The sequence below is a fragment of the Plantibacter cousiniae (nom. nud.) genome (assembly GCF_977070315.1).
In genome coordinates, this window is record NZ_CDRVEU010000002.1 from 471,935 (window position 1) to 498,119 (window position 26,185).

The 26,185-nt window shown below is 60.9% G+C and carries 26 protein-coding genes; 4 read left to right on the forward strand and 22 right to left on the reverse strand.

Annotation, left to right across the window (positions count from 1 at the left end):
• The first annotated feature begins 194 nt into the window (after nucleotides 1-194).
• Nucleotides 195-3,014, forward strand: a complete 2,820-nt coding sequence (locus ACW55A_RS05680; protein ID WP_498810678.1) for an ATP-binding protein — start codon at nucleotides 195-197, stop codon at nucleotides 3,012-3,014.
• Nucleotides 3,015-3,156: 142 nt separating this feature from the next.
• On the opposite strand, the gene ACW55A_RS05685 is transcribed toward ACW55A_RS05680, so the two are convergent.
• The 13 genes from ACW55A_RS05685 to ACW55A_RS05745 form a co-directional block, all read right to left on the reverse strand.
• The gene (locus ACW55A_RS05685; RefSeq protein WP_003434215.1) at nucleotides 3,157-4,203 is read right to left on the reverse strand and encodes an EscU/YscU/HrcU family type III secretion system export apparatus switch protein; all 1,047 of its coding nucleotides are present in this window, start codon (nucleotides 4,201-4,203) and stop codon (nucleotides 3,157-3,159) included.
• Nucleotides 4,203-5,018, reverse strand: coding sequence for a type III secretion system export apparatus subunit SctT (gene sctT, locus ACW55A_RS05690; RefSeq protein WP_498810677.1), 816 nt, complete (start codon nucleotides 5,016-5,018; stop codon nucleotides 4,203-4,205). The genes ACW55A_RS05685 and sctT overlap by 1 nt, the downstream gene beginning before the upstream one ends.
• A gap of 6 nt (nucleotides 5,019-5,024) precedes the next feature.
• A complete protein-coding gene (locus ACW55A_RS05695) occupies nucleotides 5,025-5,294 on the reverse strand; it encodes an EscS/YscS/HrcS family type III secretion system export apparatus protein (protein ID WP_003369212.1) in 270 nt (89 codons plus the stop codon).
• Between the two features lie 4 nt (nucleotides 5,295-5,298).
• On the reverse strand, nucleotides 5,299-5,955 hold the full coding sequence (sctR, locus tag ACW55A_RS05700; protein ID WP_003369210.1) for a type III secretion system export apparatus subunit SctR: 657 nt from the start codon (nucleotides 5,953-5,955) through the stop codon (nucleotides 5,299-5,301).
• Nucleotides 5,952-7,010, reverse strand: a complete 1,059-nt coding sequence (sctQ, locus tag ACW55A_RS05705; RefSeq protein ID WP_498810676.1) for a type III secretion system cytoplasmic ring protein SctQ — start codon at nucleotides 7,008-7,010, stop codon at nucleotides 5,952-5,954. The genes sctR and sctQ overlap by 4 nt, the downstream gene beginning before the upstream one ends.
• Entirely contained in the window at nucleotides 7,007-7,516 is a 510-nt protein-coding gene (locus ACW55A_RS05710) for a hypothetical protein (protein ID WP_003369203.1), read from the reverse strand. The genes sctQ and ACW55A_RS05710 overlap by 4 nt, the downstream gene beginning before the upstream one ends.
• A 102-nt stretch (nucleotides 7,517-7,618) precedes the next feature.
• Complete coding sequence (locus ACW55A_RS05715) at nucleotides 7,619-8,947, reverse strand: FliI/YscN family ATPase (protein ID WP_455809035.1); 1,329 nt, start codon at nucleotides 8,945-8,947, stop codon at nucleotides 7,619-7,621.
• A complete protein-coding gene (locus ACW55A_RS05720) occupies nucleotides 8,944-9,540 on the reverse strand; it encodes a FliH/SctL family protein (RefSeq protein WP_003369199.1) in 597 nt (198 codons plus the stop codon). The genes ACW55A_RS05715 and ACW55A_RS05720 overlap by 4 nt, the downstream gene beginning before the upstream one ends.
• Complete coding sequence (locus tag ACW55A_RS05725) at nucleotides 9,533-10,156, reverse strand: hypothetical protein (protein ID WP_003369197.1); 624 nt, start codon at nucleotides 10,154-10,156, stop codon at nucleotides 9,533-9,535. Before ACW55A_RS05725 ends, ACW55A_RS05720 begins: the two co-directional genes overlap by 8 nt.
• On the reverse strand, nucleotides 10,153-10,932 hold the full coding sequence (gene sctJ / locus ACW55A_RS05730) for a type III secretion system inner membrane ring lipoprotein SctJ (RefSeq protein ID WP_003434222.1): 780 nt from the start codon (nucleotides 10,930-10,932) through the stop codon (nucleotides 10,153-10,155). Before sctJ ends, ACW55A_RS05725 begins: the two co-directional genes overlap by 4 nt.
• A 3-nt stretch (nucleotides 10,933-10,935) precedes the next feature.
• Nucleotides 10,936-11,367: a hypothetical protein gene (locus ACW55A_RS05735; protein WP_032609606.1), complete on the reverse strand. Its 432-nt coding sequence runs from the start codon at nucleotides 11,365-11,367 to the stop codon at nucleotides 10,936-10,938.
• A 9-nt stretch (nucleotides 11,368-11,376) separates the two neighbouring features.
• Nucleotides 11,377-11,595, reverse strand: a complete 219-nt coding sequence (locus ACW55A_RS05740) for a hypothetical protein (protein ID WP_003369190.1) — start codon at nucleotides 11,593-11,595, stop codon at nucleotides 11,377-11,379.
• 20 nt (nucleotides 11,596-11,615) lie between these two features.
• Nucleotides 11,616-12,227: a type III secretion protein gene (locus tag ACW55A_RS05745; RefSeq protein WP_096104874.1), complete on the reverse strand. Its 612-nt coding sequence runs from the start codon at nucleotides 12,225-12,227 to the stop codon at nucleotides 11,616-11,618.
• 175 nt (nucleotides 12,228-12,402) lie between these two features.
• Between ACW55A_RS05745 and ACW55A_RS05750 the strand changes: the two genes are divergently transcribed.
• Complete coding sequence (locus tag ACW55A_RS05750) at nucleotides 12,403-13,185, forward strand: tetratricopeptide repeat protein (RefSeq protein WP_096121310.1); 783 nt, start codon at nucleotides 12,403-12,405, stop codon at nucleotides 13,183-13,185.
• Nucleotides 13,186-13,187: 2 nt separating this feature from the next.
• Here the strand turns inward: ACW55A_RS05750 and ACW55A_RS05755 are convergent, their stop codons facing one another.
• From ACW55A_RS05755 to ACW55A_RS05785, 7 genes are all read right to left on the reverse strand, one after another.
• Nucleotides 13,188-13,604: a hypothetical protein gene (locus tag ACW55A_RS05755; RefSeq protein WP_003369187.1), complete on the reverse strand. Its 417-nt coding sequence runs from the start codon at nucleotides 13,602-13,604 to the stop codon at nucleotides 13,188-13,190.
• A 12-nt stretch (nucleotides 13,605-13,616) separates the two neighbouring features.
• A complete protein-coding gene (locus tag ACW55A_RS05760; protein WP_096106803.1) occupies nucleotides 13,617-14,933 on the reverse strand; it encodes a type II and III secretion system protein family protein in 1,317 nt (438 codons plus the stop codon).
• On the reverse strand, nucleotides 14,930-17,077 hold the full coding sequence (gene sctV, locus ACW55A_RS05765; protein WP_058397009.1) for a type III secretion system export apparatus subunit SctV: 2,148 nt from the start codon (nucleotides 17,075-17,077) through the stop codon (nucleotides 14,930-14,932). Before sctV ends, ACW55A_RS05760 begins: the two co-directional genes overlap by 4 nt.
• Nucleotides 17,074-17,412 (reverse strand): type III secretion apparatus assembly chaperone SctY, encoded by a 339-nt coding sequence (gene sctY, locus ACW55A_RS05770; RefSeq protein WP_003434227.1) that lies wholly within the window; start codon nucleotides 17,410-17,412, stop codon nucleotides 17,074-17,076. The genes sctV and sctY overlap by 4 nt, the downstream gene beginning before the upstream one ends.
• Nucleotides 17,409-17,768: a hypothetical protein gene (locus ACW55A_RS05775; RefSeq protein WP_455809037.1), complete on the reverse strand. Its 360-nt coding sequence runs from the start codon at nucleotides 17,766-17,768 to the stop codon at nucleotides 17,409-17,411. Before ACW55A_RS05775 ends, sctY begins: the two co-directional genes overlap by 4 nt.
• Nucleotides 17,765-18,700, reverse strand: a complete 936-nt coding sequence (locus ACW55A_RS05780) for a SctD/MshK family protein (protein WP_498810675.1) — start codon at nucleotides 18,698-18,700, stop codon at nucleotides 17,765-17,767. Before ACW55A_RS05780 ends, ACW55A_RS05775 begins: the two co-directional genes overlap by 4 nt.
• 131 nt (nucleotides 18,701-18,831) lie before the next feature.
• Complete coding sequence (locus ACW55A_RS05785) at nucleotides 18,832-18,993, reverse strand: hypothetical protein (protein ID WP_003369172.1); 162 nt, start codon at nucleotides 18,991-18,993, stop codon at nucleotides 18,832-18,834.
• A gap of 634 nt (nucleotides 18,994-19,627) precedes the next feature.
• Here ACW55A_RS05785 and ACW55A_RS05790 point away from each other — a divergent pair.
• Nucleotides 19,628-23,098: a hypothetical protein gene (locus ACW55A_RS05790; protein WP_498810674.1), complete on the forward strand. Its 3,471-nt coding sequence runs from the start codon at nucleotides 19,628-19,630 to the stop codon at nucleotides 23,096-23,098.
• 69 nt (nucleotides 23,099-23,167) lie between these two features.
• On the opposite strand, the gene ACW55A_RS05795 is transcribed toward ACW55A_RS05790, so the two are convergent.
• Nucleotides 23,168-23,410, reverse strand: coding sequence for a hypothetical protein (locus ACW55A_RS05795; RefSeq protein ID WP_042930737.1), 243 nt, complete (start codon nucleotides 23,408-23,410; stop codon nucleotides 23,168-23,170).
• Nucleotides 23,411-23,734: 324 nt separating this feature from the next.
• On the opposite strand from ACW55A_RS05795, the gene ACW55A_RS05800 reads away from it, so the two are divergent.
• Nucleotides 23,735-25,048, forward strand: a complete 1,314-nt coding sequence (locus ACW55A_RS05800; protein WP_003369165.1) for an APC family permease — start codon at nucleotides 23,735-23,737, stop codon at nucleotides 25,046-25,048.
• A gap of 153 nt (nucleotides 25,049-25,201) precedes the next feature.
• On the opposite strand, the gene araH is transcribed toward ACW55A_RS05800, so the two are convergent.
• Nucleotides 25,202-26,167, reverse strand: a complete 966-nt coding sequence (gene araH, locus ACW55A_RS05805) for an L-arabinose ABC transporter permease AraH (RefSeq protein WP_003369163.1) — start codon at nucleotides 26,165-26,167, stop codon at nucleotides 25,202-25,204.
• Between the last annotated feature and the right edge of the window lie 18 nt (nucleotides 26,168-26,185).

The window sequence follows — 26,185 nt, forward strand, 5'->3', positions numbered from 1 at the left end:
AAATCAGGCATGCGGTCAGGCATTGGTGCACACCCGGTAACACGGAGTGTCCGCTCAGTTACAACTGATCTGCCGGAGGTCAACGGACGCTGGCAGATAAACGGAGCACTCATCACCACACGGACACAGATCGGGACCTTCATGCTCCTGCACGGTGCGGCGGCGCAGTTATTACTTCTGACACAGGTCTAAGCATGGATTTCGAAGCAAGCGGCCAGAATGAAATGGCCATTCAGGAAACAGGTGAGGCGTCGCGCAGCAACGAGGCCATTCACTTTGGCCCGTTCACCCTGCTTCCACGCGAATATTTGCTGCTCAAGGATTCACAGCCGGTGCCACTGGGCAGCCGCGCAATGGCATTGCTGGTCGCTTTTGCCACTCGGCCAGGCGAACTGCTGGAGAAAGCCGAACTGCTGGCACTGGCATGGCCCAGAGCGGTGGTCGAAGAATGCAACCTGCGTGCGCAAATCGTTGCCCTGCGCAGGGCACTGGATGCCGACGAGAATTACATTGTCACTGTGCCGGGCCGTGGCTACCGATTCGTCGCGCCGGTCAGTGTGCAGCAGGCGGTCCGCCACGAACCTGCGCCAGCGGACACACTCGCCAGCGTAAGCGTGCCGGCAATCAACCGTCAGATGCTTGGGCGTGACGAACTGATAGAGCAACTGTCGGAACTGACACTCTCCCGGCGTCTGTTGACCCTGAGCGGTCCGGGCGGCGTCGGCAAAACGACCGTTGCGCAGGCACTGGCTGACAGTCTGGCCGCGCAATCGGGCCTCAGCACCGCGTTCGTCGACCTGACGCCGGTCAACGGCACGCAACCGATATTGGGCCGAATCGCCTCCGCACTGGGGCTTAGCGCCGAAAACGAACAACCGCTGCACGACATACCGCCATCGCTGGTCGGTCGCCCGCAATTGCTGGTGCTCGATAACTGCGAGCATGTGCTCGACGAAACCGCCGCTGCCGTCGAAGCGTTGCTGGCCAATGCACCGCTATGCTGCATCGTGGTGACCAGTCGCGAACCGCTGCGTGCGCAGGGCGAATGGGTGCATGAACTCGGCCCGCTGCAAGTGCCTGATGAGCACGAAGTGCTCACTGCCGCGCAGGCCATGGGCTATTCCGGGGTGGCGCTCTTCGTGACCCGTGCCAGAGAGCAGGACCCCGAGTTTGCCTTCAATGACGGTGACGCCGGAACGGTCGCCGCCATCTGCCGCAAACTCGACGGTAATCCACTGGCCATCGAACTGGCTGCTGCACGCGCCAGGACCTTCGGTATTCATGACCTGGTCGGCCTGCTGGACGGCAGTTTTCGACTGCAGATGACCGGCCTTCGCACCGCCTTGCCACGCCAGCGCTCGCTGAGTGCTACGCTGGACTGGACCTACGGAATGCTCACCGGGCACGAGCAGGCGTTGCTGCGCCAGCTGTCGATATTCAACGGTTCATTCACCATTGACGGGGTCATGGCGATCGTCAACATCGGTTTGCCGGACGTGCGGATGACATTGCCGATGCTCGAAAGCCTGCTGGAAAAATCGCTGCTCGGCACCTTCGATCACAGCCAGGGCAAGCGCTTCAGGCTGCTGGAAACGACACGTCTCTACGCCCACGAAAAACTGGTGCAGTTCGATGATGTACCACGCCTGTGCCGCGCTCACGCTCAATGGGCACTGACCCTTCTGGAACAAGGCAAACAGGATCTCGAACAAATGCCCCAGGAGCTCTGGACCCAGCGTTACGGTATAGAGATCGACACCATTCGAGCGGCCCTCACCTGGGCGTTCTCGGCCGAGGGCGACCGCCAGCTGGGGGTCGAACTGACGCTGTGCAGTTCGCCATTGTGGCTGCGGCTGTCGCTGGTGCGCGAATATCAGGACTGGGTAAACCACGGCCTGCCCCGGCAGGTGGAAGAGGCACACATGGATCGTCGGCAGCGCATGCGTCTGCTGACCATGTCCGGCAGCATTCTGATGCTGACCTACGGTGCGGGACAGAAAATGCGCGAAGTCTGGCAGCAGGTCAGTGAAGATGCCGAAGCGCTGGACGACTCCGAATACCGCCTGCGGGCGCTGTGGGGCAAGTGGAACGACCACACCTGCAGCAACAAGCATCTGCAGGGTACGCAGGTCGCCTCGCAATTTCTGGCACTGGGCAAGGATTACCGCATTGCTGACTGCCAGTTGCTGGGCAGACGCATGCGCGCCACCAGCGCGTTCTATATGGGCGATATGAAGACGGCGCGTCAGGCCATCGAAGAAGCACTTGGCGCCCCGCGCTCGCCGTCCTCGCACATTATCGACATGCACTTCGACCAGCGTATTGCAGCGCAGTCGCTGCGGGCCCAGGTTCAGTTGCTGATCGGCAATACCGGCCAGGCGATGGTCGCCCTGGAAACCAATGTGCAACAGGCTATTGCACTGAGTCATCCTGCAACCTTGTGGTACACGCTGGCGATCAGTGCGATCCCGGCGACGCTGATTGCCGGTACGCTGCACAAGACGCGGCATTTCCTCAAGCTGCTCAAACAGAGCAGCGAACGTCAGCCCCTGCATGTCTGGCGCCAGCTGACCAGTTGCTATGAAAGCATTCTGGCGATTCGCGAAGGCGATGCCGCAACGGGTGTGCCGCTATTGGGAGAAGCCCTGCAGCAGTTGCGCAACCATGTGGAAACGCCGCTGCATGCGATGCTGCACACCGAGTACGCATCAGGTCTGGCGGCACTCAGACTCGAACCTCTGGCACTGGAAATTCTCGATGAGCTTCATATCGGCGCGGTAGAAAATCATGACCGCTGGTATTTGCCGGAGATCATGCGGGTCAAGGCCCAACTGATGCTCGACCAGCCGCATGACTACTCGCTTGAGGATGTACGCATGATGCTTGCTCAGGCACTGGACACGGCACGTGAGGACGGTACGCATTTCTGGGCATGGCGCATCAACACCGACCTCAACCGTCTGAAGGTGGTGCGCGGCACACCGGCAACCCGCTACAGTCCGATGGTGCACTGAATACACGAGGCTTGCCCCGGTGGTCAGCGTTGGCCTGTAGTTTCAAGCCGGGCACAGAATGTCCAGAACATGTTCACCGAGGCGTGAGGAGCGACAGCGCTGTCACCGTGCAGCGCGCCGGACAGGCGCAAGGTGGCTGACATCAGATCAGCCGCTGGGCCACCAATGCATCGGCTACCGCCTGGAAGGTGTTTTCCGGCACCGGATCGCCCGCCACGCTTCGCTTTGCAATCGACTCGGCAAGACTTGCGTCGGGCCACAGAGCAATGCCCAGTGGCGCGGCGTCGGCCAGCAATGCGGCGGACTCGTGCTGTGCGGCGCGACAGACGACTATCGGCACTGGCGTTTCGCCGCGAACATAACGCACGCCCACCACCCAACCGCCAGCATCGCCAATCATCAATGAAGCCCGCGCCAACCCGAGCTTGGTCGCCAGGGCCTGCATTTCGCGCCGTTGGCGCTGACGTTCGCGTTTGATCATCGGGTCGCCGTCGACGTCCTTGCGTTCGCGTTTCTGCTCGCTGTGGCTCATTTTCATTTCTCGACCAAACAGCCAGCGCTGCATCAGCACATCCACTGCACCAACCAGCAGAAACGCCGCCAGCACGGTGAACACCAGCGGTTTGAGGACCAGATAAAACGTCGATTCAATGCAGCCCTCACCACAGCGCGACGACTCCATCAGCGCTTGCAGGGCCTGACGACCGACCACATAGAACGCCAGCCCCAGCAGTACCACCTTGACCAGCCCCTTGAGAAACTCAATCAGGTTGCGCATCGCAAAAATGCGTTTGAATCCCTCGGCCGGGTTGATGCGTTTGATGTCCGGCTGAATGGGCTCCACCGAAAACACCACCCCACGCATCGTCACGATGTTGGTCAGAATCACCGCCGCGACCGTTACCGCCACCACTGGCAAGGTAATGCCGATGACGATCTGCTCGGCATGATCGAGCAGCCGCGGCCAGACATCGTTGAAGGGCTCGATGTAAATCAATGCCGCGAGATCAATCAAGGCCTCGACCTGCGCACGCGCCTTGGGCAGCAGCACCGAAATACACAACGTACACAACAGAATGACCATGCCGGAGACCAGGTCCTGGCTTTTTGCGACCTGACCCTTCTTGCGCGCATCGCGCAGCTTCTTGTCCGTGGCCGGCTGGCTTTTCTCCTCGCTGGATTCGCCCATCAGCCGCCCTCGACCGCGAGCGCCTTGAGCACCTCGATGGTGCCTCGGAACTGTGCCAGTTGATCGATCATCAGCGGGATCAGAAAGCCGATGTAGACCACCATCAACACCGAGAAAAACAGATTCTTGACCGGTAATGACAGGTCAAAAATATGCAGACTGGGGGCCATGCGTGACAGATAGGCCAGCATCAGATCCGTGATCAGCATGGCGATCAGCAGCGGCGCGACCATCAACACACCGATGCGCATCACCTGATCGAGAATCGCCAGAATCGACGTCAACGCCGCGCTGCTGAACAGCGGTGTAAATTCGGTCACCGGCCAGAGTTGATAGCTGTGGTAATAGCCGTCCACCATCAGGATGAAGCCGCCGGACATGAAAAACAGCGTGATCAGCATAACGGTGAGCAAGGTCGCCATCACGCTCGCCTCCCCCTGTCCAAGCGGGTCGACCAGTTGTTCCATGGTCGACCCACGCTGCAGGTCGATCAGCTCGCCTGCCACCTCGGCGGCCCAGAACGGGATGCCGAACAACAGCCCGATCAGCAACCCGATCAGCAATTCCTTGATCATCAACCCAGCCAGAAAGAATCCGCTGTGCTCGGGCATGGAGGTGAACGCGGAGAAAACGGGAAGGATCATCGGCACCGAGATGGCGACCGCCACGCAACCCCGAATCATGCCGGTCAGGCCCAAACGGTTGAATGCCGGCGTTATGATCACCACACCCATGGCCCGCGACGCAGCCAGCGATGTCGAACTGATCACCGGGTAGGCAACTTCGATGAACGCGTTGGTCAGATCAGCGCCCATGGCTGTTCAACGCGTCCACAGCGGAAAATTGTCCAGCACCTGATTACCCAGCTCGGCCACCTGCCCTGCCAGCAACGGCCCGACGAATACGATGACCAGCAGCACGCCTACCAGTTTGACCACTTGCGGCAAGGTCTGGTCCTGAATCTGAGTCAGCGCCTGAAGCAGTCCCACGCCCAACCCCACCACAATCGCCACGATCAGCGCGGGTGCGGACAGCAGCAGCACAGTCATCAGCGCCTGATTCATCAGCGACAGAAATACGTCCTGGCCCATGACTTCAGCCCCCGTAGCTTAAAATCAGCCCGTGCATCAGGCGTGACCAGCCACTGAGGGCCACGAACAGGAATATCTTCAGCGGAATTGAAATCAACGTGGGCGAAACCATCGACATACCCATGGCCATCAAGACGTTGGACACCAGCAGATCAACGACCAGAAACGGGATGTACAGTAAAAAGCCGATTTCAAAGGCCCGAGTCAGTTCGGAGCTGACGAATGCCGGGATCAGCACCACCAGATCATCATCGCGCAGGTCGGCACGTGCCTCGGGTGACCAGATGGTTTCGGTCGCCTGCACGAAAAACCCGCGCTCGCTTTCGTTGGCGAACTTCGACAGATGTGCCTGCAAGGGCGGCCGCAAGGCGCTGCCCAACTCCTCGAGCTGCTGAACGTTCTGCAGACTCAGATCGCGGCCCTGCACCTGCCGATACATGTCGCCGATCAGCGGCGTGGTGACGTAGACCGACAGGATCAGCGCGATGCCGTAAAGCACCAGGTTCGGTGGTGTCTGCTGTACGCCCAGTGCGTTGCGGATCAGGAACAGCACCACAGATATTTTCATGAAACCGGTCAGGGTCACCACGGCCAGGGGAATCAGTCCGATGGTGGCAACGACCAGAATGATCTCGATCAAATTCGGCTGGTAACCGTTCATGAGCCGCTGAAGCCAAGCAGGCGCACGCCCAGACCGTCGCCGATGGTCACCAGTTCACCACGACCGATACGGCCACCGTTGACCATCAGGTCCACTTCGTCATGCGCCTGGCTGGTAAAGGGCAGAACGCTGCCAGGGGCCATTTCGCGCAGCTGCGCAAGGGTCAGCTCCATGCTGCCCAACTGGCAGATCAGGGTCAGCGGCAAATCGTCCAGCGAGGCATCCAGATCGGCATCGGTGCTCATTTCACTCATCGGGTCATTCCTGTCAAAGGGATACGGAGAAAATGCAGGGCTGCCGGGACGCAACGCGCCTTGCCAGACCAGCGTGTCGCCCTGGCGTCTGACGACGGTCTGGCAGTGACGCCCCAGCCGCAGCAGCACCTGCGCATCGGCCAGGGTGTCGAGCATCACTACATCGCCCGGTAACAGGCTGCGCAGTTCGGCGTGAGTCAATGGCGCCTGCCCGGCTTCGACGCTCAACGCCAGACGCAAGCCTTGCAGCGGGTCACGCGTGACCGCGCAGTGCTGCTCAAGCAGCGCGCTCACCCGCTGGGCGCTGGCGGCGTCGAAATGGATTTTCAACGCCTGAGCCGGCTGATCGCCGGCGCGCACCTCGACGGCGACCTGCAGGCCCTTATGCGGTTGGTCGGACGTGCATGGCACTACGCGCAGAGGTTCGCCCAACAGCCCTTCCAGCGGCTCGATCAAGCTCAACCAGGCCTGTTCCAGCAGCAATGCGTCAGCGTCGGTTTCGATTGCTGCACCGGGCTGCCAGCCCAACCCCGAGAGCTCAAGCAGCCGCAGCGGGATATTCAGTTCGATCCGATGCCCGCCGAGCGCGATGGCCACACGCACCGGCTGCCGGCAATCGCCACTCGCGCTGGCCCAAAGCACCTGCACCGCTTGCCCGCCCAGCAGCACCGGCCAAGGCTTCAGGGCGCGGTGCAGCCGGTTGTGCAGGTCCAGTGCCTCACTGTCGAACTGCGCCAATCGCGCCTTGAGCACCTCGCGGCACGACGGATCGGCAGCAATCGGGCCGGCATACATCGTCATGGCTCGGTTCCTGATATCTGGGCAGATGTCACAGCAGTTGCAGCGGCACTGCCAGGCGCTGCTGGCTGATCGGCTTCGTCACGCTGTTCGGCCAGACGTGCATCACTTCGCACGCGCTGCTCCACCAGGCTTTGCCAGGCTTTGGTTTTCTGTTGCTGCTCCCTGTGAACGTGCCTGAGGCGCTCGCGGGCCTGCTCTTCGGTCTCAAGTGTCAGGGCCACGGCATCAGCATCGGCCTGCAACGCCACACGTTCATCATCCAGTTGCTGCAAGCGCTCCTGGGTCGCTCGCCAGGCGCTGACCGAAAGCCCCTCACTGAACCGGCCATATGCCTGCTCGGCTTCCCGAACGAGCTTTTCCCGGTGCAGACGCAAGGCTTCACGGGCCTGATCGAGCTCGCTGTTGGCCTCACGGCAGCGTTCACGTTGTGCAGCAAGACGCGCTGTGGCGCGCTGCTCACGCAGCACGCGCAGGGCCTGCAAGCTGTGCAAGTCAGCCGTTTTCATAAATCTTTCCCATGGCAAATGCCGTTCGGCATCGAAAGAGAACATGCATGCGATCAGTCATCACAGCGAGATGTGCAAGGGGTGAGCAACCAACGTTCCAATTCATGCCAGCACCTTGCGCATCTGCATCAAGGTCAGTTCCAGACTGTCATGCTCGGTGGCGGGCTGACGCAGAAAGGCCTCAATGTCTGCGTGCCGGGCAATCGCCTCATCGGCCAGCGGGTCGCTGCCGGCCGCGTATTCACCCACCTGAATCAACAGCTCGATCTCCTGGCGCCGGGCGATGAGCTCGCGCATCCGCGATGCCAGTTGCCGGTGTTCTGTTGTCGCGATGTGGTCCATCAGGCGGCTTCGACTGCGCAGTACGTCGATTGCCGGAAAATGATCACGCTGTGCCAGATCGGCGCTCAGCACGATGTGGCCGTCGAGAATGGAACGGGTTTCCTCAGCCACCGGGTCCATGCTCGCATCACCTTCGGTCAGCACGGTATACAGCGCCGTAATGCTGCCTGATGGTCCAGGGCCGGCGCGCTCCAGCAGACGCGGCAACGCCGAGAAAAATGACGGCGGATAACCGCGCCGGGTCGGCGGCTCACCCACCGCCAGACCGAGCTCACGCTGAGCACGGGCAAATCGGGTCAGGCTGTCCATCAGCAGCAGCACGCTGCGGCCCTGGTCGCGATGATATTCAGCCTGGGTGGTCGCCACGTACGCCGCCCTGACCCGCTCGGCGGCAGGCCGATCCGAGGTGGCAACCACGGCCACCGTGCGCGCCCGCGCCGTGGCATCCAGCTGCCCCTCCAACAGTTCACGCACTTCACGCCCGCGCTCGCCGATCAGGCCGATGACAATCACATCGACATTGCTGTTACGCACGATACTGGCCAGCAGTGAGGACTTGCCCACCCCTGGCTCGCCAAAAATACCCATGCGTTGTCCCTGCGCCAGGGTCAACAGGCTGTCGATGGAACGTACCCCAAGCGAAAGTGGCTTGACGATGCGCTGACGACTGAACGGCGCGGGTGGCTCGGCATGCAAGGGGTAACGCTGCAAACCGCTGGCAACCACCGGTGCAGGACCGTCGAGAAACTCGCCCATCGGGCTGATGACCCGGCCCAGCAAGGCGTCGCCGACCTGCACGCCCAACGCCTGGCCGGTAGCGATGATCTGGGTACGGGTCGACAACCCTTCCATGGAGCCGATCGGCGACAGAATCGCGTCATCCTCATCGAACCCGATCACTTCGGCCGACAGCTCTCGTCCGTTTCCAGGGTCGCGCAACATGCACAGCTCGCCAATCCGTACCCCAGCCACACTGGCGCGCAACAACACGCCGCGAATGCTGCGCAAGGTGCCGCGCATCGGTCTGGGCTGGGCGAGCTGCAAGCGCCGCTGAAGACCGGGCAGCAGCCTGATCAGGGCCTCATTCAAGAAGCATCCCCTTCTGCCAACGGCAACAGCGCACGCCGCAGGTTGTCCAGTTGCGCGTCCAGCCCGAGTTCAACGGAGCCCGCCGGGCTACCCAGCCGCGCTTGACCGGCTGCCAGCTGATCGTCACCGACGACACTCAGCGACTTCAGTGCCGGCGGCGCCTCGTGGGCCAGCCGTCGACGCAACGCTTCTACGTCGGCACGCGGCACATACAGCGTCAGCGCCTGATCCTGACGAAACGCCGACAGTGCCTCTGCGGTGCAGCGCAGCAGGCGTTCGTGGTCATCCAGTTCGCCCAGCACCTGGCGGGCAATCCCCAGCGCCAGTTCAGCCAGCGAGCTTTCCAGCCCCGCCAGGTAACGCTCGACCTCGGCGCTGGTCTTTGCCAGCAACGCCGCGACCTGCTCGGCGCCGTCCTGACGGGCGCGCTCGAAACCTTCGGCGCGGGCCTGCTCCAGCCATTGCGCACTGTTTTCGCGAACCGACCGCGCCTCCTGATGAGCGGCCTCGACGAACGCGTAGCCGTCGATCCAGCGGGCCGCTTCGGCAGCGCGCACGATCCGTGAAGCGGGTCGGGTCGGCAGATCACTCATGGTCGTCGCTCCCGGTCAGCAGGCGGGCAACGGTTCGCACCACGGCCACCTGTCGTTCATCGCCTGGCTGAGGCTGATTTTGCGCAATGTCCAGACGCAGGCGCAGCCAGGCTTGCAGTTCGATGGGTTGGGCCTCGAGCCAGGCGGCCACGCAGCGCGCACCATCGCGATCGATGGCCTGGACGAGTTCGACCGGTGTGCGCAGCAGGTTGGCGGCCCCGGCCAGTTGGCGCTGAGCGAGTGCCAGTGAAAAAGCATCATCACCCAGCAATTGACGGTACTCGCTGACCACGTCACCACGAATTTCCCGACTCAGCGTGGCGGCATGCCAGACCGCGCCACACAAGCGCGGCAAACGTGCAAAATCTTCGTCGGTCAACAACAGAACAGCCAGGTCACTCTGCGCTGGCTGTTCCAGTTGCGGCAGTGGTTGCAGCTTGAAATGCGCATTCAACAGCTGCTCGAAGCGTGTAGCAAAGCGCGACGAATCGCGCAGTGAAGCCAGCGTGGCAGGATCGACATCGCGTTGCAGGCATTCGGCCAGCCAGCGTTCGCGGACAAACGTCAAAGGCCGCTCGACGAGTGCCTGCCACTGCTCGGTCAGCGCAGCATTCATGGTGCATCACTCAAGACATAGGTGCCCTCGACCCGGCGACGTTGCCAGAACTGACGACTCAGCAATCCGGCAAGCACCAGCGCGATCAGCAACAGGCTGCCGAACAGCCAGCGCGCCGCCGGAACATCATCCTCCAGCATCCACAGCCCGAAGAAGCTCGCCAGTTGCGGCTGCGCGCCGGCCTTGTCGGGGAGCGCTGCCTTGATAGCCGTCACCGACACACCGTCGTAGCCCAGCCCGGAAATACCATTGGCGACCAGGGTCTTGATCTGCGGTATCAGCACGTTGATGTCGGTGCGCGGGTCGTAGCGCACCAGCACCGAGGCCGAGGACGGCGAAATCACTCGCTTGAGCAGGTCATTGTCCGGCAGCACGACATGCACCCGCGCGGACAGAATGCCGTCGATCTGCGAAACCGTGTGTGACAACTCTTCACTGAGCGCATAGACCATCTGGGCGCGCTCCTGTACTGGCGAGGACACCAGGCCATTGCCCTTGAACACCTCGCCCATGTTGGAGAAGCTCTGCCCCGGCAAGCCTGCATCGTCCAGTGCTGCCATGGCCTCGGCGAAGCGCTTTTCGTCGACCATGACCTTGAGCTGGCCGTTGTCCTGCACCTTGCGCGACGCCGGTATGCCGTCGCGCAGCAACACAGCCAGCATGGCATTGGCTTCTCGCTCGCCAAGGTTGGTGTAGAGATCGATGTCGCAGGCCTGCAACAGGCTGGCAAGCGTGGCCACGATCAGCAGGCGCAGGACACGGCAGCGTTTGGACATGATTCATTGACCTTTGAGAAGGGTGTTGGCGGAGCCGGATATCTGGGTCGCCCCGCGCACCACCATCTGGGTTTCGATGGAGTAGTCGAACATCCGCCCCAACGACTGCACGATCTGATCGACCTGCGGCCCACCGACTTTGCCGGTCGTCTGAGCAGCGCTCGCGGCAGTTGTTGGCGGCTGACTGGCCGCCTGCGGCGCGCTGCCCTGGGTCAAGGCGTCGGCACGCTGGGAGAACTGCCGAGAGCGGTCGATAAAGCCGTCCAGCCGCTCCATCAGGTTGGTGCCGATCTGATGCGGGCTGGCGCCCTGCGGCATCCCCTTGGACGTCTCGGCCATGTGTTCGAAGAGGTTCTGCGAAGCCTGCGGCCCCGCGCCTCCTCCCGGCGACGGCAAGGCAGCCGCCGCCGGTGACGCAGCTAGATTCACAGACATGGTCGTACCCTATTCGGAGTCGTCATCGGACTGGGCTTCGTTCAGCATTTCCTGAGCTCGCGGCATGATGATGAACTGCCCACCGATGGTGACGGCCTGAGTGATCAGCGCGTCGTTGAACTCACTGTCGCTGGAGGCCTGTTCGGCGTTCTCGACGGCGGCGTTGAAACGCGATTCCTGACTGGAAACATTGACGTCGACATTGCTATCTACGGAGTTGACGGACATGGGTAGTGCTCCTTTTGGGGTTACTGACGGTCGGTGGCGACTTGAGTGACGACACCGCCTCGAAACACCCGCACACCGCGTTCGCGCACCACGGGTGCGGCCTCGGCGACAGGTTGACGATCCACATGCTGCTGAATCTGCGCCAGATAAGCTGGCGGTCCGGACACGAACAGACTGTCGTTATCCGGGCTGACGCGACTGGACATCGGCTGGCCGGAGACCTGCAAGCGGGCCAGATAGTCCTGCAACTCTTGCAGCCGGGTGCCCTGCAGGTCGAAAACCCGCGTACCGACCTCATCAGCGCCCGCGATGTGCAGAACGTTACCGTCGAAGTACCAGCTCAACTGATTGGCATCGCACAGGCGGCCAAGAAACTCTCCAGCCGTTTCGCCGCGTACCGTACCGCGGGCGTTGCCGCGTACCTTGTCGGAGAACACCACGATCAGGTCGAGGTTCTGCGCGAACTCGGTGAGTGCACCGCGAATATCCTGGTCGACCAACACATAGGCATAAGGCTCGGCGAACCACTCGGGTTCGCGCTCCGACGCCGCGTTCAACGCACCGGGCAGTGAGCACAGCAGAATCACCAACAGCCGTAGCGCGATGCGCCACTCAGCCTTGAAAAACGGCATGGCGCCCTCCCTGCCGGTTGCGGCGCTGCCTCGAGCGCTGGCCCGCAGCGACGCGAAAAACCATGCTCAAAAAACGGTCGCAATTCAGCGCCGGGGCTATAAACTGGCGCTCGCCCGCGAAGGCCGTCGACGGCTGAATTGCCTCGCCCCGTCCCCTTTCACAAGAGCCCTGTCCATGCCACCTCGTTCCATCTCCACGTTGTTGTTGCTCGGCTGCCTGACCCTGACGGCGTGCACGACCCAGCCCAAGACCGATGCCAGTTACGAGCGCTTCATGCAACTGGCCGCCGACCTGGAAAAACGCGGCGACTCGACGACGGCTGCGTCGTTCTACCAGCGCGCCACGCAACAGCCTGAAGCCGGCGTCGAATCCTGGCGTAAACTCGGTGCCGCACTGCTTGCCAGCAACGACACGCGCGGCGCGGAGCGCGCCTATCAACGTGCGCTGGAGCTCAAGGCCGATGACCCTGACGCCTTGTTGGGCCTGGGCACCGCGCAGTTGCGTCAGGGCAAGCTGCAACGCGCCGTCACCGTACTCAATCAGGCCGCGACTGCCCTGCAGCAGCCGCAGGCGTGGAACCGACTGGGCATCGCCTACATTCTCAGCGGTGAGGCCGACAAGTCCCAGAACGCCTTCAATACCAGCCTTCGTCTGGCACCGAACGATCTGGACACCCGCTGCAACCTGGCCCTTGCCTATGTGCTGGGTGACGACAATAAAAAGGCCTTGGAAACCATTGGCCGCGTTAGCCAGTCGCCGCTGGCGCAACCCCGCCACCAGCGCAATCAATTGCTGGTGATGGTGCTCGCCGGTAAAGAGAAAGACCTCAAAAGCATGACCTTCGACGACATTCCCAAGGCCGAACGCAGCAAACTGATCGCCGAGGCTCGACGTATCAAGGCAATACCCGACCGTGCCGAACAGGCACGCGAATTGGGTCTGGTCGACGCTCGCTGAAATCATCGCGCCTCCCGAGTGTCGGTGTTGGCCTGCTGCTCCGCCTGACGGCGGCGCAGTTCTTCGCGGTCATAGCCATCGATGTACACCTGCGCGGCCCGCCCCACCGGGGCTGCCATCACCGGGCCAGTGCTACGGCCCTGCACCACGTCCGAGCGCTGCTCGACCATCTGCAACAGAATCAGATTGCTGGCGCAGCCCGGCGGCAGCAGCGGCTGAAAATCTTCCCCTACGCCAATGTCGTCCTGCGCAGCGGGCTGCATGCAGGCATCCGGCACCAGTTCCACGCGACCATCGGCGCGGGTCACCGCCGTGTAACCCGGCGAATAGCTGACCGGGTCAAGGTGAGTCTTGCAGCCTGCCAGCAGGCATAGCGTCATCAGAATCGGCAGGCGTGGCATGCTTGAAATGAGGTTCATGGCCGGTTCCTGTCAGTTCATGTAAAAGCCGAACGCGCCGCCACTGCGCGGTCCGGCCGCTGCGGTGCTGGCTGCGCGCTGCTTGTCCAACGGGGTGGCGGCCACACGCTCCTTGACCGGTTCGACCAGATAAGGGGTGATCAGAATCACCAGTTCGGTCTCGTTGCGCTGAAAGCGTTTGGAGCGAAACAGACTGCCAAGAATCGGCATGTCGCCAAGCATCGGTACCTTGTCCATGTCCTGACTGCTCTCGCGCTGGAACAGCCCGGCAATGGCGAATGTCTGGCCGCTGCCGACTTCCACGCGGGTGTCGGCACGTCGCACACGGAACGAAGGCACCTGGTAGCCATTGACGTCCAGCGTGGTGGTGCTCATCAGGCTGCTGACTTCAGGACGTACTTGCAGGGCAATACGGCCGTTGGGCAGCAGCGTCGGGCTGAACAACAGCGAGACGCCGTAAGGCTTGTATTCGATACCGACCACCTCACGGTTGACGGGCACCGGTACAGCCACTTCACCTCCCGCCAGAAAGCTCGCCGTCTGCCCGGTCATCGCCGTGATGTTCGGCTCTGCCAGCACCTCAAGCACGCCATTGTTTTGCAACGCCTCAAGCATCGCATCGATGTTGACGTTACCCGAGGTGAGCCCGGCGCTGATGACGTTTGACGCGCCGCTTGCGGCATCGGCAGCCAGGCTGCCACCGGTCAGCAGGCCAAACGAAAAGGTGCCGTTATTGAACAGCGCATTCCAGTTCACCCCATAGCGCAGCAGTTCGGAGCGTGAAACTTCAGCGAAACGTACACGGATGTTGACCTGTGCCGAGCCTGCGTAAGTGGCGCTGTTGACCGTCGACTGAAAGTTCTGGCCCTCGGTACTCAGCAAGGCATTCAGGTCGGTCGCTTCACCGACATCCTGGACGGCGCCGCTGGCGATCACACGGCTGCCGCTGGCATTGATGCGCGCCTGACTCTGCGGGTGCAGCGCCTTGAGCGGGCGGCTCACCGCTGCCGTGCCGCTGCTCACGGCGAGGCTCAGGGTCGCGGTTTCCCGACCCTCGCTGTCCAGCGCGATCAGGCTGGTCTGCCCGGCTGTTTTGCCGAACACGTAAATCACACCGGGCGATACCACCTGAAGGTCGGCAATGCCTGGCTCTGCGACCATGACCGAGTCCACCGGTGCCGAGAAATGCAGAACCCGGCCTTCGCCAATCGCCAGATCAACGGTGCCCTTGGCGCCTTTGGCGATGGTTTCGGCATTCGCACCGCCAGCGATGAGCAAGGCACTGAGCGCCAGAAACAACAGACGAATTACAGAAGCGGAACAGATCATGAGGCAGTCGCCAGAGAGGTGGCCGCGTCAGCCTTGGGGGCCGGGCGCGCAGTGATATCGGTCAGGCTGACAGTGCCGACCGCTTGAAGGTTGTATTCGCTGGCCAGCTCGCGATACGACAGCACAGGCAACTGCAGCTCGCCACGCAGGATGATGCGGCGCAGGCCGCGACGCAGCTCGGGGTGTACCAGCAATACCGTCGACTCATCTTCGGGCAGCACAGCGCACAGGCGCCGCAATTGTCCAAGTACGGTCCGTCCAATGTCATCGGGCAGCGCGTCACGATTTCTGTCCTGGCGGCCCAACGCGGTACGCAATTTTTCTTCGAGGGCAGGGGCCAGCACAAATGCGCTGATCACCCGGTTGCGATCGGCATACTGGTGGCTGACCTGACGCGCCAGCGCTGCGCGCAGATGTTCAGTCAGACGCCCAGCGTCGGCTTCGCGACCGCCCCACTCCACCATCGCCTCCAGCAATCCACGGCGGTTGCGTATTGACACACCTTCGGCAACCAGCAACCGCAATACTTCGGCAATACGTTGCAGGGGCAGGATGCGTAACGCCTCCTTGACCAGTTCTGCGTACTTGCCTTCAAGCTGCTCCAGCATCACGCGGGTTTCCTGAATACCCAGGAAATCTGCAGCATAGCGACGCAAGGTGCGCTCCAGCGTGGCGCGCAGGATTTCGTCGGCGAACAGAAAGCCGATGCCCGCCTCCTGCAACTGATCGGCATGCTCGCGATCTACCCAACGACCGGGACGCGAACTGATCGGCGAAGGGGCTTCGAAGGGCTCCACGGAGATAAGTTGTGCATGCAGCGGATCATCTTGTAGCAGCAGCGACGTGGCACTGAATTCACCTTCGCAGACCGGTACGCCCTCCAGCTCGACCTGAAAGCGATCTGCCGCCATTGAGCGATCCAGATAGACGTCCGGCACCGGCACCTCGACGCCCAGATCCGTGCGAATATCGTGACACATGGCTTCGATGCGCTGGCGCAGCGGCTGCAGGGGTGCCGCCTCGGCCAACCCTGCCCCGATACTCAACAGTACCTGGGTGTCGCGGGGACGCTCGGCATCCTCCTGCACGACGACCGGCTCGGGTTCAGTCGCCGACAGTTGCTCAGGTTGCTCGAGCTGTGCAGTGGGAAGGCTGGCCCGATGCTGACGACGCCAGAGGAAAAATGCGCTGCCGCCAAGCAGTGCCGCCAGCACTACGAATACCGGCATGGGAAATCCGGGCAGCAGCCCGACGCCAAGCAGAATCAGTGCGGTCAGCCCCAGCGCCCGATGGCTGGCCCCCAATTGCCTGACGATTTCGGTGCCCAGGTCGCGCTCTTCGCCATCGCTGTTGACCCGCGTGACCACGGTGCCTGCAGCCACCGAAATCAACAACGCCGGGATCTGCGCGATCAGACCATCGCCGACGGTCAGCAGCGAATAAGTATGCGCCGCCTCGGCGAATGGCATACCCCGCTGAACCATGCCGATCATCATGCCGCCCAGCAGATTGACGAACAGGATCACCAGCCCGGCAATGGCATCGCCCTTGACGAATTTCATGGCACCGTCCATGGCCCCGAACATCTGGCTTTCCCGCTCCAGGCGCGAACGACGGCGCCTGGCTTCGGCCTGATCGATGTCACCGTTGCGCAGATCGTTGTCGATGCTCATCTGCTTGCCCGGCATTGCATCGAGGGTAAACCGAGCAGCGACTTCGGCGACCCGCTCGGCGCCTTTGGTGATGACCACGAATTGCGCCACGGTAATGATCAGAAACACCACCAGCCCGACCACGACCTGACCTGCGATCACAAAGTCGCCGAACGCCTTGACGATATGACCGGCATTGCCATCCAGCAGGATCAGACGTGTCGTAGTGATCGACAGCGAAAGACGAAACAGGGTGCTGAGCAGGATCAGCGGTGGCAATGCCGAAAATTCCACCGAATGATTGATGTAAAACGCGACGATCAGAATCAGCAGGCTGAGCGCAATGTTCAGAGCAATCAGCGCGTCCACCAGGTAGGTGGGCAGCGGTATAATCATCATTGCGATGGCCATGAGCATGAACGCTACGATGATCACATCGGTGCGTTTCGAGGCAATTTCGGCCAGTCGGTTGAGGCGGTTCATGAGGGTCATTGCGCGGCCCTCCGGGCATCCAGATAACGTCTGAAACACTGACGTGCTTCGTCCCTGCGACCGGCCTTCCATAGTGCCCGGCTACGCAACAAAAGCAGGGACGGACTTTCGCCCTGCTGCTCGACCAGACGGTCCAGTGCAGCGAGGGCCCTGTCAGCATCTCCACTGTCAGTGAATGCCAGAGCCAGACTGTGCAATAGCGCGGTGTCGGTCGGCGCCAGCTGGATGGCAATCAGCAACATCACCAGTGCCCGCTGCGGCTGACCGCTGCGGCGGTACAGATTACCGAGCCCGGTCAACAACTCGACACATTCGCGGTCCTGGGCTGCACTCATGGCTGCACCTCGGCGCGCTGCTGTTCAAGCAAGAGACGCAATTCGATTTCCTCTCGAATCACCGCTTCAGCCAACTCGCGGATTTCAGGTTCTGCATCCAGCGCGGGCAGCACTTCATCAAGCACGTAGTGCAATACTTGCAGCGAGCGCGCCGGGCCAAACAATGGCGCGGCGACACCAGCGGCCTGCTCGGTCTGTTCAAGCTCGCCACGCAGTGAGCGACGGACCTTGCGCTCGCGTTGATCCAGCAGCGCTTCGAATCGCGTGCCTTGTCTGGGCTGCGTCGGCGCGACACGCTCGACAGCTGGCAAGGATTCCGGAGAAGTCGGGGTGATGGGTCGCAGGTCGACTTTCATAATGTGAAGGCAAACCGTTCCTGACCACGCACCAGACGTACCTGATCACCTTCGATACTTTCCAGCGTCCAGTCGTCCGCCAGTATCGCGCCGGGATAGACGCGCTTGCCATGCTCGTCGATGACATATGGATTGCGTCCGAACCAGACGGCTTGCAGGCGCACACGTGGCGTCGCAACCGCCGCGCTCACCTGAACATTGGGAGTCAGGACGATGCGCTGACCAAAGCGGCTGTCGAAATCGCGCTGAACCTTTAACCAACTGCTTTTAAGATCGGCGGGATAGCTGCCTGCCACACTCAGCTGACCATCCTGCTCGTGGACGCGCAATTGACCAAGCCTGGCGTCGCGCAGTGCTTGATCCAGCCAGGTCCGGGCTTCGGCCAGCGTCGGCGCAGATACATTGGCAGGCGCTGCAGGCATACCAACGGCACCGCGATGCGACACAGCCTCTGGCGGCGCACGAAACGCAAATGCAGTGGCGCATGTCACCAGCAGCAACAGCGCGCCCAACACCGGCACCTTGAATGCGTGCAGTTTACGCGGCTCAACGGACGAGGCTTTTGCAGGTCGAGTACTGCGCAAGCGCAGACGGCTTTGTCCAAGCGTCAGTTCGACGGGCAACCCGAGTCGCTGCCCATGCCCCTCGGGGATAAGCAGACTCTTGCCAAGCGCATCCATTGCGGTTACGTCGCCGCCCATCGCTTCAATGGCAACGAGATCTTCGGAAAACCGCAGGCGCGCATGCTGCGCAGCGATACCGGCATCGCCCAGCACGAGGTCGGCCATGGCGGCACTGCCGATTGTATAGAGCGGCTTGTCGAGCGTCAGAACAACGCCCTGGTGCAAGCCGTGGAGAATTTCGAGCAATGCCACGCCATTATTCTGCTCGGCAGCGTCTGGCGTTGCGCTCAATGAAATCAGGGCTGTCATGATCGAGTCACCACCGTGTGATCTACCGGAAACGGCACGTCAGAGCCGGGTAAAGCTGTCGATCGAAAGACGTGGTGCAAATCGTGCAAGAAGCGAGTGTGGGCGGCAGCGCCGCCGCCCACACCACGACATCAGTTCTGAGGACGTTGCTTGGTAGCGTCCAGCTCTGCCTTCTTGGCAGTGGAGATTTCAGTGATCTTGGCCGATTTCTCGATAGCCATGTCAAAGGTAGCGGACATCTTTTCGATTGCCGCGTCCGAATTGCCGGAGCTTACTGGTGCAGTCTCACTCATGTTGTTTCTCCTTGCTTCGAGGGGGAAGTTTCAACTGCCGAGAGGCAGAGCAATATGCCATCACCAAACAGTGAACCCGGGACTGTTACTTGATGATCCCAGCAAGCAATGCGTTCACTGTTCCGCCAGATCAATACTACGCAAGGCGAATTATCGGATGCTGTGAAAAGTTGTGAAATTGCGTTTTCACAACCCGTTAAAACAATTAACCAACAATGATATCAAAATGATATTTATTACTGTCTTGTTTCTGGAGAGATTAAGTTTTCAGGTATCAGCCACGCCACAGATACTGTGCTGCGTGGCCTCCAGGCGTACGAGCTGATACTCGGCGGGCGTGTGAAACGTTGTGAAAACGCAGGCATTGATCTTCCTTATTGCCCGCCAAGTGTTAGTGTCTGCTCAGTAAGTTCACTGACCGGACATTCGTAAAACGAGAACCCGTTCAAACTATAGAAGTGTGCACTCGTTTTAACCATGCCCTGTGCAATGTGTTTGAAACTTCAGGGTCGCCAACGTGTATTGCCTGACTGTCAAGGCTGCTGCGCAACACATGGCGATTTTAGCGAGCGGCTGAAGTAGATCTTGTTCAACGGCCAATCGCATCTACTGTCCACACCAGGAGTTACCCGCCATGTCGACGTCAACGGTCAGCCCGACACCCGCCCCCAGCCCTACCCCCAGTGGTAACGCGAATATCCGCTTCAATCAGGTGCTGCAATCGAGCAACCGCAGCAGCACCTATCGTCCGGCAAGCGCGACCGAGAAAGCGCCTGCGCTGGGCGATTATGCGTCCATAGAAAAGCCGGGCACTGTCGCCGCCGATACGATTCGCTATGTGACAGAGAAAGGTGATCACGTACTGGTCTACCGGTCCACCAGCCCGGCGCTCTACCAGCAAGTGGTAGCGGATCAGCCCAGGCTCGCCGGCTTCAAGACCAGCGTGACGCAGGGCTACAAGCCGGCTGCGGCGGGTGCCGAGGCGCCATCGAACCTGGGTGGCTACCTGCGCATTGGGGCACCGGATGAAATGGGGCCGGGTCTGATTCGCTATGAGGCCGCCGACGGCAGCAAGATCATGGTGGCGCAACAGGACAACCCGGAACTGTTCAAGCAGGTTGCATCGGACTTCAAATCCCTTTCCGGCATAAACAGCAGCCAGCAGGAGGGCTATCGGGCGGCCGGCGCGGATGAAAAAATCCCCGCAAAACTGGGCGATTTCGCAGAAGTCGGTCCGGTCGACGAGGTCGGACCGGGGGTGATGCGTTATGTTGACCGCGATGGCAACAAAGTTGTGGTGTCCGAGCGCGATAACCCCGAACTGTATGCTGCCGCCAAGGATGCCTACAACTCGCTGACGGGGCTGAGCAAAAGCGAGTCGGAAGGTTATCGTCGTGCGGGCGACAATGAAGTCTGGCCGCCCGTGTTCGGCACCACCGTCGGCCCGCTGAACGAGGCCGGCCCTGGCACCATTCGCTATGAACACAACGGCGAAAAAGTGGTGGTCGCCCGTGATGACAATCCCGGCCTGTTCAAGTTTTTGACGGGACTGCAAAGCGTCGTTTCAGACCCCGAAAAACGCGCGGCGCTGGAAAAGGCGGTCAATGAAGGACAACTCCTCGCCGACGGCAACACGTCTTTACCGGGCCTTAACGACATCACCGAATTCAACTGGATACCCGGCCAGGAAGGCAGCCAGATCAGCTACAAGAATCAGAGCGGCGAAGTGATTGTCGTGACCCAGGCACTGACACCCGATCTGTTCGACAAGGTCACCACGCTCAAGGACGCTTGGGACAAGATCAACAGCAGCCGCGAAGAAGGCTACACGTTGGCAGGCCCCAACGATTTTCTGAAAAACCAGGACATCACAATCGGTTCGCCAGACGAGCTGGGTTCGGGGCTGATCCGCTTCGAGAACGACGACGGCAAGTTCATCGTCTCCAAGGACGCCAGCCCCCAGCTGTATGACGACGTGGTGCAGAAATGGAATGAGCTGGGCACCGGCAATATCAGTGAAACCCGCAGTCGGCATAACCTGCCCGGTGCGTCCGAAGTTGACCTCATGGGTCAGAAAACCGGTGTGAAGGCTGACAAGGACGACGAAAAATCCGAAGAACTGAATGTGGGTGAGCTGGCGACCAAGGAGCTGCTCGACCAATACCGCGAAGGCGTAAAAAACGGTGATATCCCCAAGGACGATCCGCGCGCCAAGCTGGTCCGGGCCATCGAAGCGCAGGCCGCCTACGACAATGGCCGCGGCCTGACCGGCTACGAGGAGGCACAAGGTGCATTCGGCGGCACATGGCGAGAGTTCGACAGCAAGCAGACTCAGCTGAGCTCGGCGGACATGCACGACATCATTGACGGTGGCAAGCTGCAGGAGCAACTGACTACGCTGTTCTCCGACCCTACGGTGCAGCAGGACTACCAGAGCAAGCTGACCGATGCCGTGAACAAGGTGCCCAATAAGGACGAGATCAAGCAAAAACTGCTGGACCTCACCGCGAGCCCCGACTACGTACTTTACCTCAAGGACTTGCAGAAACAGGGGCTCGGCCAGGAAGCGCAAAAGGACCTGAGCGACACGTTGTCCTCACTGGCACTGGTCGATCCCGAAGCCGCCAGCAAGGCAGCGCAGTCCATCCAGGCCGACGGATTGACCAGCGACCTCAATGACCTGGTGGCCGACCCTTCGAAAATCAGTGACGAAAACAACGCCCTCGCCACCAAGGATCTGTTCGGCCTGCTCAAGGCAGAACTCAAAGGCTTTCTGGTGGACATGCCGCGCTTCCTGCAGCCGACGTTCGAGAAATTCATCGAGGAAGGCGTCGTGGGCAACGCCAAACCTGCTGATATCGCCAAGGCGCTGAAGGAAGTGGGCGATGCTTATCAGAAAAATGGCAAAGTCAGTGAGGCCGACATAAAGACTGCCCTGTCCAAGCCTTATATTCCGGTCGCCGATCGCGGCAAGCTGGGCGAGATTTTCAACACGCTGAACAGCAAGGGTGTCATGGGCTCCGTCGCGGCTGGCGTGTCTTTGTTCTCGGCCATTTATCAAATGGTCGGGAATGGCGGCAAGCTCGGCGAGACACCGCTCCAGCGCCTGGCCATCGCCAAGGACTTCCTCAGCTTTGCCGGTGGCGCCAGCCATTTTGTGCGCCTGGCCGACAAGGTGGGTGACCTGATGGGCAAAGGCGGCCTGGTTGATTTACTCGGGCTGGACAAGACCGTGCCGGAAATCTGGGGCAAGCAGGACATGAAACCGCCGAAGGTTGAAGTCAGCCCCAGCGGTCTTTCTGCGGCACGGCTCGACGAGATCCGCAACGCACTGGACATCCCTGATGACACGCGGATGGCCGTTATCGGTGACCTGACCGGTAGCGCTGAAAGCGAACGCACCGCAATGCAAGGCATCTCTCAGCGACTGGACAGCGAGACCAAGTTGAAGCCGGGGATGGCCAGCAAGATTGCCGGTTCGGTGGTCAAGGTTCTCGGTCCGGCGACAGATCTGGCCGGCGGTTTCGCCGACATCGTGCTGGGAGCGTTTACCATCAGGGACGGTGTCAAATCCGGTGACAAACTGGCTCAGGCCGCAGGCGGTCTGCAAATTGCGGGCGGCGCGTTCGGCGCTTCAGCCGGCGTGTTGGGCACCGCCGCACTGGTGGGTGCAGGAGGCGCAGCGGCCACAGCCCTGGCCGGACCTTTCTTTCTGGTCGGGGTGGTGGTTGCGGTGGTAGGCGGAGTCATTGGCTACTTCGTGGACCACAACAAAAAGCAGAAAGCCTCCGAAAAGGAAAATGACTGGTATCGCGACCTGGCCGCTGACGGCCTGTTGCAGGCTGACTGGGGTGACAAGGTCGAGTACGCCCACTATTCGATCCATCACTACAGGGAGCGCGAAGCACCGGAAGACGACAGCCTGTTTCGTTTCCAGAGTGCCGAATGGAAGCATTTCGACGAGACGCCACAAGAGGACGGTTCATCGAGCAACCGCCTGGATGGCGAGTTGCATGTGGAATACGGCGAGACGCATAAATCACCGGATCAACAGCAGCGTGAAGATTTGAGAAACGCGCCCCGCTGGACTGGCCCGAAAATCTGAGTTTCCTCTGCGCAAACGACTCCAGGGCCGCCATCAGACGGCTCTGGAGTCAGGCGCTCTGCGGGACGATCAAAGCTTGCCGATCTCTCCGGTCGCCTCGCCAATGGTCGCCAGCGTGGCCTCGATATCATCGATTGCCTGTTCAAGCCCGACGAACGATTGCTGGATAGCTTCGCGGGTGTCTACCGTCTGCTGCCCCCTTAAACGCTCAACACGCTCCAGTTCACTGAGCTGCAGGTTACGCACCTCCGCCCTTAACGTTTGCAGTGTCTTCCAGACCAAACGGAACTGTTGCTGGCTATCATGTCCCACCTTCGTATCCTCTGTCGATCGGCTCAAGTGCAAGGTTGAGACAGCCTGCAAACCGAATGCTCCACTTTATTGCGCGCTGTGGAACTGAAACCGCCGCCGGTCAGGCTTGATGTCCATCGGATTGAATTTACCTCCGTTATCAGGATCACTTTTTCATGCCTGTACCGACTGCTGTCGCTGCCAGATCCTGAATGACGCTTGCTTGCGTACTGTAGAAAGCAGCGTCGCTGACGGTCTACGCTCGAACGAGCCAATGAACAGACCAACGCTTACCCTCTTTGGCCTTTAGCCTTGTGTAGCGTCAATGAAAAGGAATTTTCTACCATGGCCACTCCCGACACCTCATCACTGCGCCGGGCGATCACCGCTCCCATGTTGACCCTGTTCATCCTCGGCGACGTGCTGGGTGCTGGCGTCTATGCATTGGCAGGCACGATAGCCGGACGCGTCGGCGGAGCCATCTGGGCGCCCTTGCTGATTGCCCTCTGCTTTGCCTTGCTGACCGCAGCGTCCTACGCCGAACTGGTGACCAAATACCCGCGTGCGGGCGGTGCCGCGGTGTACGCCGAAAAAGCCTTCGGCAAGCCGCTGCTCTCGTTTCTGGTCGGCTTCTCCATGGTCGCGGCTGGCGTTACCAGCGCTGCCGGACTGGCCGTGGCGTTTGCCGGCGACTACTTTCAGGCGCTGCTCGACTGGCCTGCGCAGTGGGTCTGTGTAGCATTTCTGGTCATCGTCGGCCTGCTCAACGCACGCGGTATCAAGGAATCGCTTTCAGCCAATCTGGTCATGACAGTCATCGAGCTGAGCGGCTTGCTGATGGTCATCGCTGCGGCAGTGTGGTTCGTCAGTCAAGGGCAAGGCGTGCCGCAACGCGTGTTTGAACTGGACAGCGCATCCCCCGCCACAGCGATTCTCGGTGCCTCATTGCTGGCGTTCTATTCGTTCGTAGGGTTTGAAACTTCGGCCAATCTTGCCGAAGAGATCAAGGATGTGCGCAAGGTCTATCCACGCGCCCTGTTCGGTGCACTGCTGGCTGCCGGCGCGGTGTACATGCTGGTTGGCGTGGGCGCAGCGATGGTCCTGCCGGTCGAGCAACTCAAGGATTCCCAAGCACCACTGATGGACGTAGTGAGTGCCTCGGGGCTCGGCATACCTGCGCCCTGGTTTGCGGTCATTGCGCTGATTGCGGTGGCCAACGGCGCGCTGCTGACCATGATCATGGCCAGCCGACTGACCTTCGGCATGGCCCGCGAAGGACTGTTACCTGCAGTGATGGGTTCGGTGCTGCCCAAGCGCCGCACGCCGGGGCTGGCAATTCTGGCGACCACGCTGGTGGCCATTGCCCTGTCCTTCACCAGCACCCTGACCATCCTCGCCGAAACAGTCGTGCTGTTACTGCTCTTCGTATTTCTCAGCGTGAACATCGCCGTGCTGGTACTCAAGCGCGACAAGGTCGAAGCCGGGCACTTTCAGGTCCACTGGGTTATTCCGCTGCTGGGCATTCTTTCGTGCCTGTTGCTGCTCACTCAGCAAGGTCCGGAAACCTGGCTGCGAGCAGGCATCATGCTGGCGGTCGGTGCAGCGCTTTACGGACTGACCAGGCTGGGCAGCTCGGCGCTGGCGCCGCATTCTCGCTGAAACGCGGAAAGAATGGATTCAGACCGCACGCACGGGCGGTTTGCTATTTCAACTACCGCGGTAGTTACACTTTGGGCGGTTGATGAAGCGCAGTACGGGACTGAATCCGGTATGACCGGGACGCTGATTCATGAGAACCAGCGCCCGAACAATTTAGCGACGCTTCATCCGGTCGATGATCACCGCCAGCAACAGGATCGTGCCGCGAATCACGTACTGGTAGAAGGTGTCGATGTTCTTGAGGTTCATCGCATTTTCGATAATCGCCAGAATCAGCACCCCGGCAATCACATGCCGGATCATGCCGATGCCGCCGCTCAGCGAAACCCCGCCCAGTACGCAGGCAGAAATGATCGTCAGCTCGAAGCCCTGCCCGATCATCGGCTGACCCGAGGTCATGCGCGAGGCCAGCACCACGCCTGCCAGTGCCCCCACCAGACCGTGGACGGCGAAGATGATGATCTTGGTACGGTCTACGTGTACACCCGCCAGCAGCGCAGCTTCCTGATTGCCGCCGATGGCCATGGTGTTGCGCCCGTAAGTGGTGTAATTGAGCAGCCAGCCGAAGAATATGAAGCAGGCGATGGTGATCAGAATCGGTACCGGCACGCCGTACACCTGGCCATTGCCAAAGATGAAGAAATCCTCGTTGGAAACGCCGACAGCCTTGCCGTTGGAGAAAATATACGCCAGGCCGCGCACGATCTGCATCGTTGCCAGGGTCGTGATCAGGGCGTTGATGCGCAGCTTGGCAATCACGATGCCGTTGATCAGGCCCACCACCAGTCCGAGCGCCAGAGCTGCCGAGACGCCCAGAAACACACTGTCGGTGTCGCGGATGACGATACTGGCGATCACCCCGGAACAGGCCAGCACCGAGCCGACCGAAAGGTCGAAGTGCCCGGACGCCAGGCAGAAGAGCATGGTGCAGGCAGCGATGCCCACTGTGGAAATCGCCAGGCCCAGACCCCGCATGTTGAGCGGCGACATGAAGTTGTCGATGAACACGGCACACAAAATGAAGATTCCCACGGCAGCCAGGAGCATCACCCAGTCATCGGCGAAACGACGCAGGTTCATGCCCTGACGGGGAGCCTGCAGGCTGGATTCGGTAGACATACGCACCTCTTTTTTATT

What these genes read in the sequence shown, in the direction of transcription:
- ACW55A_RS05680 (WP_498810678.1), top strand. Translation starts at nt 195, where the DNA reads ATGGATTTCGAAGCAAGCGGCCAGAATGAAATGGCCATTCAGGAAACA.
- ACW55A_RS05685 (WP_003434215.1), bottom strand. Translation starts at nt 4,203, where the DNA reads ATGGGCGAATCCAGCGAGGAGAAAAGCCAGCCGGCCACGGACAAGAAG.
- sctT (WP_498810677.1), bottom strand. Translation starts at nt 5,018, where the DNA reads ATGGGCGCTGATCTGACCAACGCGTTCATCGAAGTTGCCTACCCGGTG.
- ACW55A_RS05695 (WP_003369212.1), bottom strand. Translation starts at nt 5,294, where the DNA reads ATGGGCCAGGACGTATTTCTGTCGCTGATGAATCAGGCGCTGATGACT.
- sctR (WP_003369210.1), bottom strand. Translation starts at nt 5,955, where the DNA reads ATGAACGGTTACCAGCCGAATTTGATCGAGATCATTCTGGTCGTTGCC.
- sctQ (WP_498810676.1), bottom strand. Translation starts at nt 7,010, where the DNA reads ATGACGATGTATGCCGGCCCGATTGCTGCCGATCCGTCGTGCCGCGAG.
- ACW55A_RS05710 (WP_003369203.1), bottom strand. Translation starts at nt 7,516, where the DNA reads ATGAAAACGGCTGACTTGCACAGCTTGCAGGCCCTGCGCGTGCTGCGT.
- ACW55A_RS05720 (WP_003369199.1), bottom strand. Translation starts at nt 9,540, where the DNA reads ATGAGTGATCTGCCGACCCGACCCGCTTCACGGATCGTGCGCGCTGCC.
- ACW55A_RS05725 (WP_003369197.1), bottom strand. Translation starts at nt 10,156, where the DNA reads ATGAATGCTGCGCTGACCGAGCAGTGGCAGGCACTCGTCGAGCGGCCT.
- sctJ (WP_003434222.1), bottom strand. Translation starts at nt 10,932, where the DNA reads ATGTCCAAACGCTGCCGTGTCCTGCGCCTGCTGATCGTGGCCACGCTT.
- ACW55A_RS05735 (WP_032609606.1), bottom strand. Translation starts at nt 11,367, where the DNA reads ATGTCTGTGAATCTAGCTGCGTCACCGGCGGCGGCTGCCTTGCCGTCG.
- ACW55A_RS05740 (WP_003369190.1), bottom strand. Translation starts at nt 11,595, where the DNA reads ATGTCCGTCAACTCCGTAGATAGCAATGTCGACGTCAATGTTTCCAGT.
- ACW55A_RS05745 (WP_096104874.1), bottom strand. Translation starts at nt 12,227, where the DNA reads ATGCCGTTTTTCAAGGCTGAGTGGCGCATCGCGCTACGGCTGTTGGTG.
- ACW55A_RS05750 (WP_096121310.1), top strand. Translation starts at nt 12,403, where the DNA reads ATGCCACCTCGTTCCATCTCCACGTTGTTGTTGCTCGGCTGCCTGACC.
- ACW55A_RS05755 (WP_003369187.1), bottom strand. Translation starts at nt 13,604, where the DNA reads ATGAACCTCATTTCAAGCATGCCACGCCTGCCGATTCTGATGACGCTA.
- ACW55A_RS05760 (WP_096106803.1), bottom strand. Translation starts at nt 14,933, where the DNA reads ATGATCTGTTCCGCTTCTGTAATTCGTCTGTTGTTTCTGGCGCTCAGT.
- sctV (WP_058397009.1), bottom strand. Translation starts at nt 17,077, where the DNA reads ATGACCCTCATGAACCGCCTCAACCGACTGGCCGAAATTGCCTCGAAA.
- sctY (WP_003434227.1), bottom strand. Translation starts at nt 17,412, where the DNA reads ATGAGTGCAGCCCAGGACCGCGAATGTGTCGAGTTGTTGACCGGGCTC.
- ACW55A_RS05775 (WP_455809037.1), bottom strand. Translation starts at nt 17,768, where the DNA reads ATGAAAGTCGACCTGCGACCCATCACCCCGACTTCTCCGGAATCCTTG.
- ACW55A_RS05780 (WP_498810675.1), bottom strand. Translation starts at nt 18,700, where the DNA reads ATGACAGCCCTGATTTCATTGAGCGCAACGCCAGACGCTGCCGAGCAG.
- ACW55A_RS05785 (WP_003369172.1), bottom strand. Translation starts at nt 18,993, where the DNA reads ATGAGTGAGACTGCACCAGTAAGCTCCGGCAATTCGGACGCGGCAATC.
- ACW55A_RS05790 (WP_498810674.1), top strand. Translation starts at nt 19,628, where the DNA reads ATGTCGACGTCAACGGTCAGCCCGACACCCGCCCCCAGCCCTACCCCC.
- ACW55A_RS05800 (WP_003369165.1), top strand. Translation starts at nt 23,735, where the DNA reads ATGGCCACTCCCGACACCTCATCACTGCGCCGGGCGATCACCGCTCCC.
- araH (WP_003369163.1), bottom strand. Translation starts at nt 26,167, where the DNA reads ATGTCTACCGAATCCAGCCTGCAGGCTCCCCGTCAGGGCATGAACCTG.